Below are 14128 nucleotides of genomic sequence, written 5' to 3'. Positions count from 1 at the left end.
TTCTTCCTCTTATTTCTCTAATTCTACTAAAACACTAAGGGCTGATAAGGCGTAAAGTGGCGCTGTTTCTGCTCGCAAAATCCGAGGACCAAGGCCTGCCAAGACGGCTCCTTTAGCTTCAAAACTTTCAATTTCTGCTGGTGAGAGACCACCTTCTGGACCAAAGATAAAGAGCAATTTTACTCCCTTTTCAAGACCAGCAACTGCTTGTAAGAGCGCAGCGGCTTCTCCTTCTTTTGCTGATTCTTCATAGGCCACTACGATAGAGTCAAATTTGTCTAGTTGCGCTAAAAAATCTGCTTTTTTCTCGAAAAGCTGGATACTTGGGACCAGATTCCGCTTGCTTTGTTCTGCTGCTCCAAGGGCGATTTTTTCTAGTTTTTCGGCTTTCTTGCCCAATTTCTTGCCATCCCACTTGGCGACCGACCAGTCGGCAGGAAAGGACCAGATTTGACTAGCACCCAGTTCCGTCACTTTTTGAGTGATGAACTCCAGCTTGTCTCCCTTGGGAAATCCAGATGCGATGGTCACTTGGATTGGCAGTTCCACATTGTCAGCCAATTCTTCTACCAATTCAAACTGACGGGCTTCCACATCCAGCACGCGCGCCAAGCGCTTGATACCATCATTGAAGACCAAGATTACTTCATCATTTTCTTTCAGCCGCATGACCTGAAACATATGCTTGCTGGTCTCCTTGTCCTCAATGGTGATAGGAGAGTCTGCACTGCCCTTGACAAAATACTGTTGCATGCTAGCCTCCAATCACACCTGAAATATCCTTGGTTTTCTTAAAGACACAGGCATTCCATTCCCCTTGAATCATGTGGGTTTCAAGGAAAAATCCAGCTGACTCAGCTGACTCGCGCACCATATCCCACTTGTCCTTGATAATGCCACTCATGATGAGGTAGCCTTCATCCTTGACCAAACGATAGGCATCGTCTGTCAAATGAATGAGAATATCCGCTAAGATATTAGCCACAATCACGTCTGCCTCAATCTCAACCCCCTTAAGCAAATCTCCTGCCGCTACATGGATATTTTCCATGCCAGGATTGAGCTCAATATTTTCCTGAGCAACACGAACTGCCACATCATCTAGGTCGTAAGCAAAAATTTCCTTGGCACCAAGAAGTGAGCTGGCAATAGAAAGGACACCTGATCCAGTACCCACATCTAGCACCGTTTCGCCACCACGAAGAACCTGCTCCAAGGCAAAGAGGCTCATCTTGGTCGTTGGATGAGTACCCGTACCAAAGGCCATACCAGGATCCAGCTTGATAATCTTTTCTGTCGCAGTCGCCTCATAGTCCGTCCAAGACGGCACGATGGTCAAGTCATGAGTAATGCGAGCTGGTTCATAGTATTTCTTCCAGTTGTCAGCCCAGTCTTCCTCAGCCAAGGCAGTCGTGCCCATCTTGACCTCTCCCAAATCCATAAAGTCTGTCAATTCTGCTAAATGAGCCTGCAAATCTGCCTCAACCACTGCCACATCAACCGTATCTGGATAGTATGCGGTCACCACGATTTCTTCTTGTTGCTCGACTTCTGGGAAAATCTCGCCGAAGCGATCCACATTCCCCACATAGTCCATGCTATCTTCAATCGCAACACCTTGCGCTCCTAGCTCAATCAAGAGGTTGGAAACCAACTCCTCCCCCTCACGCTTCACTGTAACTTTTAACTCTTGCCATGTTTCCATTTTATTAGTACTCCTCATCATATTCTAATCCAAGTTCCTGAAATATGTAGAAACGTAATACCTCTTGACACAATGTACGAAGTTCATACATTTCATTGAAATCTGTCACTAGATTTTTATATTTTGATTTCTCATCTCCATGAATATAGTAGTTACGACTGTCATACAACTTTTTAACAATACTAGAAATGGAGGCCTCAGTAAGTTTATTCTTCCCTATTTTTCCAAGAACATTAGAAAATAAATCCAGTAATTTCTTTCTCAAGTCACTATCCTGTCTCTGATATTTCAACCTATTTCTAAAGACTTTTTTAAAACAATCATCAATATTTTTATTAATAAAATCAAAAACTCTTTGTTTATTTATATCTTCTTCTTTAGAAATATCAACTCGTTGTTCACCTCGAAAATTTCTAGCAAATACTTCTAAATTGCGAATAGAATCTATAAAACTATCTTCAAGATAAGGAGCACCATGCAAATTGGCTGTAAAACTTCGAACAATAAATTCTAATTGCTCACTTTTATCGAACCAATTATTTATAATAGCTTCAAAATTGTCGCCTAATTTATTAAGCGAAATTTTGTGTAGCTCATGCTTATCCCATTTAATGCTTTTTCTTGAATGTTGTACAAAATACTTCCCTTTAATTATAGGCCAGTTGTTATCCTGACGTTTTTTACATAGAAATTCAATGGTTAGAAAAGACAAAGGTTTTTTAGACAACATCTCAACTAATTGCTTAATTCTTCTTGAAGCCTCATAGCATTTCTGTAAAGAAACCTTTTCATTTTTAGAAGAGGATAAACGAATTTTATAAAATTGTTCTAAGCTTAATGCATCATATGAAAAAGTGTAGCCAGCCACATCTTCAAACTTTAAATTTTCTGATTTTATCAAAATTTCCGTAGATTGATAGTCAGAAATGTTGACAGCAATATTAAAATTTCGTTGTTTGAGATCACGTTTCGCACTTACAATTGATTTGCCAATCCAATCTTCTATATGATCAAAAGAGAATTGGTAATACTGGACTTTGGTATCTTCCAATTCGTCAATCAATTCAACTATCAACTCTTTGAAATTATTCTTATTTGGAAATAATTGATAATCAATATCAAAAATTTTAAAATTTTTGATTCTATACTTTCTTATTGGGAAACCTGGAATATTCTCTGTTCCAAATGGACTACCGTAAGATTCTAATATCAATAACTTTCCATGAGAATCAAATCCATAAATTTTATCTATAGGGTCCCCAAAATCAGTAATTATTTCGTCATCACTAGAAAATTCACCAAAAATTTCTAATATAATTTCGTTTGGTGAGTATGTCAAAATTCCACTATTTGCTTCATGATCAACTACTTTTGATTTATCCTCAGAAAAATAACCTTTGATTTCAAATTCTTTATCCCATGAATATGACTTATATGTTAATTTACTCATATCTTGTAGTTACTCTTCCTCCAAATAATCTCTCACCCTATCCTGCAACTGGGGCACAACCTTATCTGAGCTAAGAAATTCCTCAATGCTCATCAGTCTATATCCCTGCCCTTCATCACCAAAGACAATCTTGTCAAACTGTTCCTGAGTCAACTTTCCCACTAGAAAGACGGATTCCTTCCCCTCAAAAAGCATACTTGGGTACACCTTACTCCAAAGCAGGCAATCTTCAATCAGATGAATTCCTAGTTCTTCGTAAACTTCACGCGCCGCGCACTCAAAAGGACTTTCATCACCTTCTCGTCCGCCACCTGGCAATTCCCACATATTGGGCCAAGGAATGCTTGCCTTATCATCACGCAAGATAGTTAAAATCCTATCCTCACAAAAGAGGGCAATTTTGCAACCTGTAAAATCAGAAATTTCTATTTCCATATCAGACTCCTTCGGATAATTCTTTCTCCAACTCTGCTAACCAGTTTTCATAATAACGTTTCTCATCCCGCACCAAACGGCTGGTCACCATGTTTTGTCTAGCAATTTTTATAGCCTTGTCAGTCTGATCCATATCTTTCTTTACCAGAAATTGATACCAGGCTTGCATTATCTGCGTATCTGCCATTTTTAGAGACAAGAAGGACTTGACTCCTCGATTACTTGCATATTCCTCTGCTTTCTCATGATCCCTTTCAAGCAAGGCAATTTGAAGAAGGTATAATTGGGAAAGAGTTTGAGACATCGGATTGTCTGTTTTATCTAATAAAAACTGAAAATGTTTTTTGGCAGTCTCTATCTGACTATCGAATATGAAAACCAGTCCCTGAAAAATCTGAATACTTTCTGCAAAACTCCCTCTCGCATCCTCATCAACAGGAATGATAAAGTCTTTCAAATCATATTCTTGAGGAGCTAGCAAGGTCTGGGCAGAATGCCTCAACACTGAGTAGGCGTATTTGGTATTTTCAGGGTGTTGTAGCAATTCCCAGATTTTCGCTCCATCGGTAATCCCAACTGGCTTTGCATTGATGAGAAGAAAAGATAGATTTAGACAAATCCAAGTAGCTGCAAAATACCAGTTAGCTGTCAAAATTCCATACAATAGCGCCAATAAAATCAAGCCAAGATGAACCATCAAGCCTCCTGCAAGCATCAGGATGATTCTTTGGTCGCTTTCATCTTCTTTTAATCCAATATACTGAGCACCAACATTTTTCAGAACGGCTGTTCGACTCAGATGAAACTTGCCTGACTTTTTGGTCAAGAGAAAGTTTCCTAATCCAAAAGCCACCAGGCGATAGCCTGTCAGGTAACCGCAAAATGCATGACCTAGCTCATGAAGGATAAATATCAGATAAATGCTGAAAAAAGTAAATAGATAACCTAGAACAAAGACTAAAGAAAAATCTAACTCTTTAAAGGCAATCGTTCCAAAAACAAATCCCAGTATCAAAAAAACAAAGGACAGACCAGAAATAAAAGACAAGACTATCTTCTTCATATACTTTCTCCCTAGTTTCTAGTATCTCGGATATGGATAAAACTCTCCTTCTTCCAAACCGACTTTTCCTTCTTCAAAAACTTCTTGGTTCCATTCCATGACGAACTCTTCTGCTTCTGGGTCTTCCAAAAAGTCCATGAGCGCATCCAGCCCAACCTCGGCAGTATCTTTGAGGAAAAGTGCAAAATAAGCTAAAAACTCACGAGAAAATCCTTTTTTAGGCAGGTAAGGGATGACCGTCAGATAGTCCTCTGCGTTAACCGTTGACTTGGCCGGATTGTAAAAAAGGACCGCTTCCTCAAAGAGGATATCGTCTGACGAAACCTCTCCGTCTTCATCCACCATCTCCACACCTGCAGCGTTTTGCGCTTCCAATAAAAAACTCACTTCAACCGCGTGATTGCGCTTGTCCCAACTAATCTCATAATCAAAAGGAAAGTTCTTGTCCAACTCTTCCTGTAAAACATCTAAAAATCCGTATGTTGCCATTTTGTCCTCTTTCTATGCGACTCTTTAATCGCCCCGATTGCTCGGAAATATGCTAAAATAGATACTACCATCTTACCACATATACATCAGAAAATCCATGTTAGAAAGGACTGCTATGCCAGACAATCTCGCGCTTCGCATGCGCCCAAAAACCATCGACCAGGTCATCGGTCAGAAGCATCTAGTCGGATCTGGAAAAATTATTCGCCGCATGGTGGAAGCTAATCGTCTGTCCTCCATGATTCTCTACGGACCTCCCGGAATCGGCAAGACCAGTATCGCCTCTGCCATCGCTGGAACGACCAAGTATGCCTTTCGGACCTTCAATGCGACTGTTGATAGTAAAAAGCGACTGCAAGAAATCGCCGAAGAAGCTAAATTCTCTGGTGGTCTTGTGCTCCTACTGGACGAGATTCACCGACTAGATAAAACTAAGCAAGACTTTCTTCTGCCACTCTTAGAAAGTGGTCTGGTCATCATGATTGGGGCGACGACTGAAAATCCTTTCTTTTCTGTCACTCCAGCCATTCGTAGCCGTGTTCAGATTTTTGAGTTAGAACCCTTGTCCAATCAAGATGTCAAAGAGGCGATTCAAATCGCTCTAACTGACCCTGAACGTGGCTTTGATTTCCCAGTTGAGCTAGATGAGGATGCACTGGATTTCATCGCGACCTCTACAAATGGAGACCTGCGTTCTGCCTTTAATTCACTGGACTTAGCCGTTCTCTCTACCCCCGAGAATGACAAGGGCATCCGCCATATCACGCTTGATATCATGGAAAATAGCCTCCAACGAAGCTATATTACCATGGACAAGGATGGGGATGGGCACTATGATGTCCTCTCAGCCCTACAAAAGTCCATCCGTGGCTCGGATGTGGATGCCAGTCTCCACTACGCGGCCCGCTTGATTGAAGCTGGTGATTTACCTAGTCTCGCTCGTCGCTTGACTGTTATCGCCTATGAAGATATCGGCTTGGCCAATCCTGAAGCTCAGATTCATACCGTAACTGCTCTAGATGCTGCTCAAAAGATTGGGTTCCCAGAAGCTCGCATCCTCATTTCCAATGTGGTGATTGATTTGGCCCTTTCTCCCAAATCCAACTCAGCATATGCAGCTATGGACAAGGCTCTTGCTGACCTCAAAACATCAGGGCATTTGCCCATTCCACGACATCTGCGTGATGGACATTATAGTGGTAGCAAGGAATTGGGCAACGCTCAAAACTATCTCTATCCACACAACTATCCTGGACACTGGGTCAAACAAGACTACTTGCCAGAAAAGATTCGCAATCATAGCTACTTTTCACCAGAGGAAACTGGCAAGTACGAACGGGCCTTAGCCCAACGTAAGGAAACCATTGATAAATTAAGAAACTTGTGAAATCCTTTTCAAAAAAAATAAATTTTCCTCTTGAATTTTTTAAAAAAAGTGGTATCATATAAACATAGAAACGCTGTGGTGTACGACTTCACACTTAAGTGTTGACCGACTATTTTTTGTATTATTAGGGAAACAAAAGTCTTCTAACAGCATGTAAGCCGTCTCACACGGAAACAGCTTCAGTTAGAGCGAGTTGCCCACCTGCTTAATTGCGCGGGTTCAATACAAACCGTGAAGATTCGGCACCAATACAGCTTTTTCTTTGCCTCCTTAGCTCAGCTGGCAGAGCAGCGGACTCTTAATCCGTGGGTCACAGGTTCGATCCCTGTAGGGGGCATCTAAATACAACAGGAAAAAGCCTTGTAAATCAAGGCTTTTTTTGCTTGTCTATAACTGATTTACCCCATCATTTGTCCCACATTTTAAATCTATCTTTTCTTTTTGAATCAAATTACATCTTTACAAATAGTGTAAAGCCAGTTACTTTTGCTTTGATGCCATACAATATTTTCATGTAGAGAAGACAAATTTTATCTTCTCTTTTTATTTTCAAAATAATAAAAACTGATTTTCTTTTCATAAATCAGACTGAAACTTCCAAATTTTCCATTTTGTTTATTGACATTTTCTATAAAAATAAGTATAATAGTTTTATTAACAAAATATACTATATAGGGGGTATTGAAATGAAATTTTCTAATCGTTTACTGCTATTCCTTGCAGGAGTTGTTTTTGTCCTTTTAGGACTTTTCCTATTTACAAACCCAGTAGCTAATCTTGTTGCTTACAGCTGGTGGATTGCATTTGGTTTACTGGTTTCTTCTATAGCAGCTATTTTAGGCTATTTCTCTGCACCAAAAGAGCTTCGCTCACCAGCTCATCTTTTCCAAGGGATTGTTAATCTTCTCTTAGCTCTTTACCTCGTTGCCTATGGCTTTGTGACGCTGCCAGTTGTCATTCCAACTATTTTAGGAATTTGGTTAATTGTAGAAGCCATTATAGCTTTCTTTAAAGGCAATCGTCTGGGATTGATTTTCCCTATTATTGGCAACCATATCATGTGGATAGCGTTGCTTGCATTTTTACTAGGTCTAGTGATTTTGTTCAATCCAGTAGCTACAAGTGTCTTTGTCGTTTATGTCGTTGCCTTTGCATTTTTAATTGTTGGTTTCACCTATATCCTTGATGCCTTTCGTAAATAATCTAGCTGCCATTTTGGGCATATTAAAAAAGCTGGGAAGTTACATTCTCAGCTTTTTATTTGCCTCCTTAGCTCAGTTGGTAGAGCAGTAGACTCTTAAGCTATGGGGCGCAGGTTCGAGCCCTGCAGGGGGCACATCTAAATCAACAGAAATAAGCCTTGAAACCAAGGCTTTTTTTAACGTCTAATAGCTTTTTGTAGAAAAGTATTTAAAAATAAAAGAGAAGAGAATCTCTCACTCTCTTCTCAGTATATCTTATTAAATTTAGTTTTTCTTAATCTAGCTGATTTTCCTTTGCAACGACAAATTCTTTAACCAGTCGATAGATAACAGCAAATACGGGGGTAAAGAATATCATTCCAAGTAGTCCGAAAAGATTCCCTCCAATACTAGCAGCCGCAAGCGTGAAAATAGCTGGCAAACCAATAGACTGACCTACAACTCTAGGATAAATAAGGTTTCCTTCAATCAGCTGTATAACTTGATATAGAAGAAGAGAAAGTAAGGCTTGAGTAGGACTCACTGTGAAGATAAAAATCGCTCCCACAACACAAGCAATCATAGGCCCTACATAAGGAATGAACGATAGCACTCCTGCAAAGATACCTGTCATTACTCCATAGGGTATCCCAAACACGCTGTAACCAACCGCTATCATAACTCCTATGATAACTGCTTCAATCAGCTGACTCATCAAAAATTGGTCATAAGTCTCTAGTGCTACTTGTCCAATGTAAGTCAACTTTATCACCACCTTCTCTGGAAGAAAAACTTTTAGAAGTCGACTCGTCATCGCTGCCAAATGTTCCTTACTGGATAAAAATAAAAAGGTGAAGACTATAATCAAAAAGGCATTCATCAAACTTGAAAAAATATTGCCGATATTACTAGTCAGACCTGATAAAAAACCTATCAAAGCTTGGCTAATAGAACTAGATTGTCCCTGTATGCCTGATACGATAGTTGACAACATGTCTTTGGTTACAAATTCCGAGCTGCCTAGCAATTTCCCAAGTTGAGTAAGGACTGTTGAAAGGACTGTTCCCAGCTGACTAATAGTCTGGGCTAGGGTTGGCAGCACCAAAACCAAAAGAGCAATCACGATTAAGATAAGAGCTAGGAAAACAAGTACCATGGCAATCGGACGACGCAACTCTGCCTTTACCTTCAATTTAACTAAGTACTGTTCAATTTTTTTCATAGGAACATTAAGCACAAAAGCAATAACAGCACCATAAATCAAGGTTGATATTACATCAAAGAGAGAGATTGCTCCTGATATAAAGCTCGATGCATTCAGAATTACAAGAGCAACCAGCCCTATAAAAAGTATTAACGGGGTGTATTTTTTTACTAAGTTCATAAATTCTCCTTAATAAACATGTTTAGATACGACTATACTATTTGGTTTTTCAAACTCTCGATTAAGGTAGGCTTGGTAAGTTCCTGGAGCGATAAATCCTTTGGGTGAGAGGATATCGGTGCCAGCCTGACCGACTATGGTATCAGCCAAGAGCACACAGTTTGTAGATAAGACAAAGTAGGATTTAAACTTAGATTTGATAAATTTATAAAGTTCCCCATCTGTCTCATGTCTGATTTTATAAGCGTAGGTGTAGTCTTCCTTACCATCACCTGTCATGATTTTATCTGCACTTGGCTCCCATGGAATCGTCAGTTGTTTCAATTCAGCCAACTTTTTCTGAACTGCTTTTTCCATTTCAGGCGTCAAATCTATCCCATAACCAAAAAGCGTTTTTTGACTCTCACGTTTACATAGGTCAATGTACTTGTCACGATCACAGAAATATAAGACACCATCTCCTACCATGCCAAATAAGGTCTCAGAAGACGGATCATAGTTACCATAAGAAATAACACGGCCTTGATAGCAGATATCCACATGACCAATTGCCGAAAACAGAGAGGTCTCAGCTGTATGAATAAAAATTTCAAGCTCCGCTGTCTTACCAGACTTCACTATTCCAAGATGGATATCCTCTCTCTCATCAGCATTTTCCTGCATGAATTTGTTGATTTTTGCTAAAGTTCTTGCAGGGATGAGAGCGGCTAGGACAATAGGTAAGCTCATTCTTACACGACGTTTGAGATGGTTTTTCCCAATTTCCTCCTCAAACAAGAAACCATCACGGATATTGGACACACCATAAAGGAAAAAATAAGCCCCTAATACAAAGAGTTGAAAGACAGAATTTCCTGTAGAGGACAAAAGACTAGTCCCACCAAGAAAAACTAGTACGAGTCCATCTAGTAAGAGACGAAAACGAGGTCGAATTTTGTTTTTGCGGTAGAGAACATAGGTGACAAGGTTAATACTAGCATGAAAAATCTGATAAACTCCAATCACAAGAGCCAAAATATAAATCGGCACATCCGTCGCAAGATTGGAGCCAAGCAAATATCCCAGCACTAACAATTTAACCAGTGCAACTCCCAAGGTGTCCGTTGACTGACTTTTTTTGAAAATACGTAATACTAAATCTAAGACCGTTGCTATCCAAGCTAAAAACAGAACCAGTCGAATAACCTTTACTGGCAACCAAGTCCCCGTGACCATCAAGATGAGACCTAGCAGAACAAACAAGAACCCCTGAGCAAGTAATTTCTTACCTGTCAGACCTAAAGATAGAATTTTCGCCATATAAAAACCTTTCAACAATAAAAATTAAACACTCCGATTAAACTGACTAGTAAATAGCCAACACTACAAACAGCCTGTGCCAGCAACATATGGTGACTAGAAATGACTGTAGTAATGTCACCATCTTGTCTTATGCACTTCTAAAATTTGTTATATTGATTAGAAACCAGAGCTTATAAAAACTAGCTAAACTCGAGAGATAGACACAATTGCGACGAAAAAATGTATAACCAATTCAACTTGTTAAGGTAAGAAAGCATTATTTCCAATCTATTAATTATTCATCTATTGCCTATTATGACACAATATTCCCTATAGTTCAACTTTTTACTTGTTTTTATATTACACGGACTAAAAAGTTTTCAACAGTTGATTGCATTTGTTTTAATAAGTTTTAACCTTTCTTGGTTAGATAAAAAAAGAACCATACAGTTTAGAATCTGTATGGTTTTTGCCCCACTTTTGTCCCATTTTTAAATCATGACATTGAAAATACCTAAAATCACTTATATTTCAATATTTTTAATTGCTCTCAATATGAAAGTCCTTTCCAAATCCCTGTAGGGGGCATCTACATACAACAGGAAAAACCTTGAAATTCAAGGCTTTTTTGTGTAGTCTTAGCACTAAAAACGATAGAAAAAGCGGCCCTTCTGTACTGACCCCAAAAGTTGGACAGAAAAAACCTAACTTTTGTGGCGCAGTTCATTCGCGCCACATAAAGTTATTTAAGCATCTCCTTTTCTCTCATTACCATTTTCTGTTATAATAAATTGTACTTCTAAATAGAAAGGTCTTAAGATGACAACTCTTATTAAACATAAACGTGTAGAATTTTCAGAACTTTTTTATGACTTAGTTTTTGTTTTTGCAATTTCAAAAGTAACTACTTTAATCGACCATCTTCATAACGGTATTTTGACTTGGAATTCTTTCCTTGATTTTTTCATTGCTATTTTGGTTCTCATCGATTCCTGGATGATTCAAACCGATTATACCAATCGCTATGGAAAGAACTCTTTATTTAACATGGTAATCATGTTTATCAAAATGGGACTTTTACTCTTTATAGCCAATATGATTGGACCTGATTGGCAACAATATTTTCATTATCTCTGTTGGGCTATTGGTACATTAACCCTTACCTTATTTTTTCAATATTTGGTTGAATTTTTTAGAAAATCAACCGATGATGTTGAACGGGAAAGTATCAAAGGTTTTCTATGGATAACAGGTCTAGGAAGTTTAGGAGTCTATCTAGCAGCTCTTCTTCCTATTTACGTTAGAGTCTATATCTTCTTTGCTAGTATTCTGTTTATCTTTATTATGCCAAGTATCTTGCTTAATAAAGATAAGCATTACCAGGTAAATCTCCCCCATTTAATCGAGCGCATCTCCCTTCTTGTCATTATTACGTTTGGAGAGATGATTACGAATCTAGCTAACTTCTTTACAATCGAGAATTTCTCGATTTATTCGGTTCTTTATCTCATTATTATGATCTCTCTGTTCTTGTTTTATTTTGGTCAATTCGACCATGCTATTGATGAAAAATCTAATCAAAAGGGACTATTTCTAATTTACAGTCACTATCCTATTTTCATTGGACTTATGATGATGACTGTATCGATGAGTTTTCTTCAGAATCCTGAAGCTAATCGTCTCTTTGCAACCAGCTTCTCTTATATCGGATTTGGCCTCTTTCAAGCTGCTGTCCTAGTAAATGGGCCCTATAACAAACACTATCTTCGCTATTCGAAAAGTTACTACTGTGTCCAAGCGACACTCTATCTGGCTGCCTTTATTCTCTCTTTAATCTTTGCTTCTAATCCTATAATAGTAGTGAGTATAACAACCATTTTAGCTCTAGCTATAGCCATTCATTTTATTTATTTTTATATGACACAGAATAAAAAATATTCCAAATCTAACTGGGAGTTATTTTAATGAGTTTATAACATTAAAAAGCTTTGGGAACCAAGGCTTTTTTTCATTAATTTGTTTTTCCATTTTATCCTCCGATTTGAACTCGCACTGACATTTATTTATAACAAAACTATATATCTAGAATAGCATAATCATTAGGTATTATAGGTTTTCAAACCAAATACGAGTCATTCGTTTTTGCCCCACTTTTGCCCCATTTTTAAATCCTGACATTGAAAATACCTAAAAGTATTTCCCTAAAATCAGCTATATTTCAACATTTTTGTTTATTTTCAATATGAAAAGTTCTTACAAATTCATGCAGGGGGCATCTAAAAACAACAGGAAAAGCCTTGATTGCAAGGCTTTTTTTGTGTCCTCCCTACTTTTATTCCATCAACGGATACTCAAGATGTATTTGGTGTGTAAAAAAGTTCTTTTACCCCTCAGTGATACAATCATTTTACTCAATTACAAGCAGATCGAAAGCAAAAGACTTAGCTCTATTTCATACAGAACTAAGTCTTTTATTTAAACAATCTAATGTTTCCTCTTCATCTCAATCAACTTCAGACATTTATCTAGATCTACATCTCGTTCAAAATGTGCAGGAGTCCAAGGGATTTCTATATCAGGAAGAACACCTTTGTCCGTCATCCCTTTGCCTTTATCTATAGCCAACCAGCGAGAAGTTGGGAACATCAAAAAGTAATCATCATAATCTACCTTGCAACAATTTGAGTAGTCTAAAATACCAAGCGTTGGACGGCCGATAACTGTTACTTTCTTAAAATTCTTCATCATCTTGACAAAATTATCTCCTGATGATGCACAATAAATATCCGACAAAACAAAAATTTGCTCTGGATAGTGACCACCCTTAACACCTGGAAAAAGCTCGTCCTGATCATCCTGATACCGAACATAGCCTTTCCCTCGATTTTGGAGTAAGTTATTACGAAAATCTTCAAGCAGTTTCACCGTATCAGGACTGATATTTTCTTGTTGAAGCCATGTTTCAAAGTCTTTTAAGCGTTGTTCGACATTTCCTTCTGTATAGAGAATTTCCATTCCATCATCCTGTAAATCAAGAGTGTCATAGCCTTTCCCTTCCTCCAAGCCAAGATGTAAGAGCGGAAAATACAAAGAATCCGTGCCCCCATTGTTGTAACGGACATCTATAATAAGAGTTTCTGTCTCAGTAATCCTCTGCAAGCACTCTTGGTATAAACGGCTAATCGCTTCTTCATCCATAAAATTATCTAAGCGTAGATAGAGGATATCTGACTCCAACTCTTTCCAAAAGATCTGAGCTTTTTGAGCTTGCTGGCTAGCACGAACTGTAATAGACATCTCCTGCCCATCTCGCAAGACGGTCACTCGCTCTGCTATCAGTAGCAAATCTGCCCATTCTCGGTATCGTCTTTCTGGAGTCAGACTAATAAAGTACTTTGGGTGTTGCAAAGCTACTTGCTCCAAACTCATCCCGTCCATACCGAGGATTCGATCCCCCACTCGGAGGCCTGTATCTTGGTTTGCTTCCTCGACAAACATTTCCTGCTCACTTATCCTCAAAAGAAAACCTTTCGGACCTGATTTTTTATCATGAAAAGAAACATGCCCAATAATCCCAAAACTAGCAAGATAAGTCCTGACTTGATAGAGAAATTCTTGCTCAGTCATATCATCTGTAATCTTTTCTAGAAAAGGCTGAGGGTTGCACCCTTTGCGATCTTTTACTGTAGATGAATCATGTGTCATAATCCAAACAATGTCTTTAAAAATATCTGTTTTTTTCATACGAGCCGT

12 protein-coding genes and 2 tRNA genes are annotated in these 14128 nt (G+C 38.5%); 5 read left to right on the top strand and 9 right to left on the bottom strand.

The features are described 5' to 3' along the window. Positions 1-9: 9 nt before the first annotated feature. From EKB01_RS00405 to EKB01_RS00380, 6 genes are read right to left on the bottom strand one after another with little or no spacing between them, the layout of a single operon-like run. Positions 10-753, bottom strand: a complete 744-nt coding sequence (locus EKB01_RS00405) for a 16S rRNA (uracil(1498)-N(3))-methyltransferase (RefSeq protein WP_167265230.1) — start codon at positions 751-753, stop codon at positions 10-12. 1 nt (position 754) lies between these two features. Further along, complete coding sequence (gene prmA / locus EKB01_RS00400; RefSeq protein ID WP_084647665.1) at positions 755-1705, bottom strand: 50S ribosomal protein L11 methyltransferase; 951 nt, start codon at positions 1703-1705, stop codon at positions 755-757. Between the two features lie 4 nt (positions 1706-1709). Continuing rightward, entirely contained in the window at positions 1710-3155 is a 1446-nt protein-coding gene (locus tag EKB01_RS00395) for a HEPN domain-containing protein (RefSeq protein WP_084949006.1), read from the bottom strand. Between the two features lie 9 nt (positions 3156-3164). Next, positions 3165-3590 (bottom strand): NUDIX hydrolase, encoded by a 426-nt coding sequence (locus EKB01_RS00390; protein ID WP_167265229.1) that lies wholly within the window; start codon positions 3588-3590, stop codon positions 3165-3167. A gap of 1 nt (position 3591) precedes the next feature. Further along, positions 3592-4653 carry a site-2 protease family protein gene (locus EKB01_RS00385; RefSeq protein WP_167265227.1) on the bottom strand — a complete coding sequence of 354 codons (1062 nt, stop codon included), beginning with the start codon at positions 4651-4653 and terminating at the stop codon, positions 3592-3594. Between the two features lie 18 nt (positions 4654-4671). Continuing rightward, a complete protein-coding gene (locus EKB01_RS00380) occupies positions 4672-5142 on the bottom strand; it encodes a DUF3013 family protein (protein WP_000257133.1) in 471 nt (156 codons plus the stop codon). 115 nt (positions 5143-5257) lie between these two features. On the opposite strand from EKB01_RS00380, the gene EKB01_RS00375 reads away from it, so the two are divergent. The 4 genes from EKB01_RS00375 to EKB01_RS00360 all read left to right on the top strand — a co-directional run bounded on the left by EKB01_RS00375 (position 5258) and on the right by EKB01_RS00360 (position 7865). Further along, a complete protein-coding gene (locus EKB01_RS00375; RefSeq protein ID WP_167265225.1) occupies positions 5258-6529 on the top strand; it encodes a replication-associated recombination protein A in 1272 nt (423 codons plus the stop codon). A 264-nt stretch (positions 6530-6793) separates the two neighbouring features. Beyond that, positions 6794-6866 (top strand) — tRNA-Lys (locus EKB01_RS00370). Positions 6867-7215: 349 nt separating this feature from the next. After that, positions 7216-7731, top strand: coding sequence for a DUF308 domain-containing protein (locus EKB01_RS00365; protein WP_084856106.1), 516 nt, complete (start codon positions 7216-7218; stop codon positions 7729-7731). A 61-nt stretch (positions 7732-7792) separates the two neighbouring features. Beyond that, positions 7793-7865 (top strand) — tRNA-Lys (locus EKB01_RS00360). Between the two features lie 140 nt (positions 7866-8005). Here EKB01_RS00360 and EKB01_RS00355 read toward each other — a convergent pair. Then, the gene (locus EKB01_RS00355; RefSeq protein WP_044020350.1) at positions 8006-9094 is read right to left on the bottom strand and encodes an AI-2E family transporter; all 1089 of its coding nucleotides are present in this window, start codon (positions 9092-9094) and stop codon (positions 8006-8008) included. Positions 9095-9103: 9 nt separating this feature from the next. Continuing rightward, the gene (locus EKB01_RS00350) at positions 9104-10393 is read right to left on the bottom strand and encodes a DUF308 domain-containing protein (RefSeq protein WP_167265223.1); all 1290 of its coding nucleotides are present in this window, start codon (positions 10391-10393) and stop codon (positions 9104-9106) included. A gap of 801 nt (positions 10394-11194) precedes the next feature. On the opposite strand from EKB01_RS00350, the gene EKB01_RS00345 reads away from it, so the two are divergent. Then, entirely contained in the window at positions 11195-12340 is a 1146-nt protein-coding gene (locus tag EKB01_RS00345; protein WP_084927219.1) for a low temperature requirement protein A, read from the top strand. Between the two features lie 519 nt (positions 12341-12859). On the opposite strand, the gene EKB01_RS00340 is transcribed toward EKB01_RS00345, so the two are convergent. Beyond that, positions 12860-14119 (bottom strand): S41 family peptidase, encoded by a 1260-nt coding sequence (locus EKB01_RS00340; RefSeq protein ID WP_000750496.1) that lies wholly within the window; start codon positions 14117-14119, stop codon positions 12860-12862. Positions 14120-14128: the final 9 nt, after the last annotated feature.

The organism is Streptococcus sp. CCUG 71758 (assembly GCF_011714815.1).
Lineage (GTDB): Bacteria > Bacillota > Bacilli > Lactobacillales > Streptococcaceae > Streptococcus > Streptococcus halitosis.
The sequence above is the reverse complement of the archived record's forward strand: the minus strand, read 5'-3'. Positions and strand labels throughout refer to the sequence as shown.

Coding starts and splice junctions, on each gene's coding strand:
- EKB01_RS00375 (WP_167265225.1), top strand. CDS start 5,258: ATGCCAGACAATCTCGCGCTTCGCATGCGCCCAAAAACCATCGACCAG.
- EKB01_RS00350 (WP_167265223.1), bottom strand. CDS start 10,393: ATGGCGAAAATTCTATCTTTAGGTCTGACAGGTAAGAAATTACTTGCT.
- EKB01_RS00380 (WP_000257133.1), bottom strand. CDS start 5,142: ATGGCAACATACGGATTTTTAGATGTTTTACAGGAAGAGTTGGACAAG.
- prmA (WP_084647665.1), bottom strand. CDS start 1,705: ATGGAAACATGGCAAGAGTTAAAAGTTACAGTGAAGCGTGAGGGGGAG.
- EKB01_RS00355 (WP_044020350.1), bottom strand. CDS start 9,094: ATGAACTTAGTAAAAAAATACACCCCGTTAATACTTTTTATAGGGCTG.
- EKB01_RS00340 (WP_000750496.1), bottom strand. CDS start 14,119: ATGAAAAAAACAGATATTTTTAAAGACATTGTTTGGATTATGACACAT.
- EKB01_RS00395 (WP_084949006.1), bottom strand. CDS start 3,155: ATGAGTAAATTAACATATAAGTCATATTCATGGGATAAAGAATTTGAA.
- EKB01_RS00405 (WP_167265230.1), bottom strand. CDS start 753: ATGCAACAGTATTTTGTCAAGGGCAGTGCAGACTCTCCTATCACCATT.
- EKB01_RS00385 (WP_167265227.1), bottom strand. CDS start 4,653: ATGAAGAAGATAGTCTTGTCTTTTATTTCTGGTCTGTCCTTTGTTTTT.
- EKB01_RS00390 (WP_167265229.1), bottom strand. CDS start 3,590: ATGGAAATAGAAATTTCTGATTTTACAGGTTGCAAAATTGCCCTCTTT.
- EKB01_RS00365 (WP_084856106.1), top strand. CDS start 7,216: ATGAAATTTTCTAATCGTTTACTGCTATTCCTTGCAGGAGTTGTTTTT.
- EKB01_RS00345 (WP_084927219.1), top strand. CDS start 11,195: ATGACAACTCTTATTAAACATAAACGTGTAGAATTTTCAGAACTTTTT.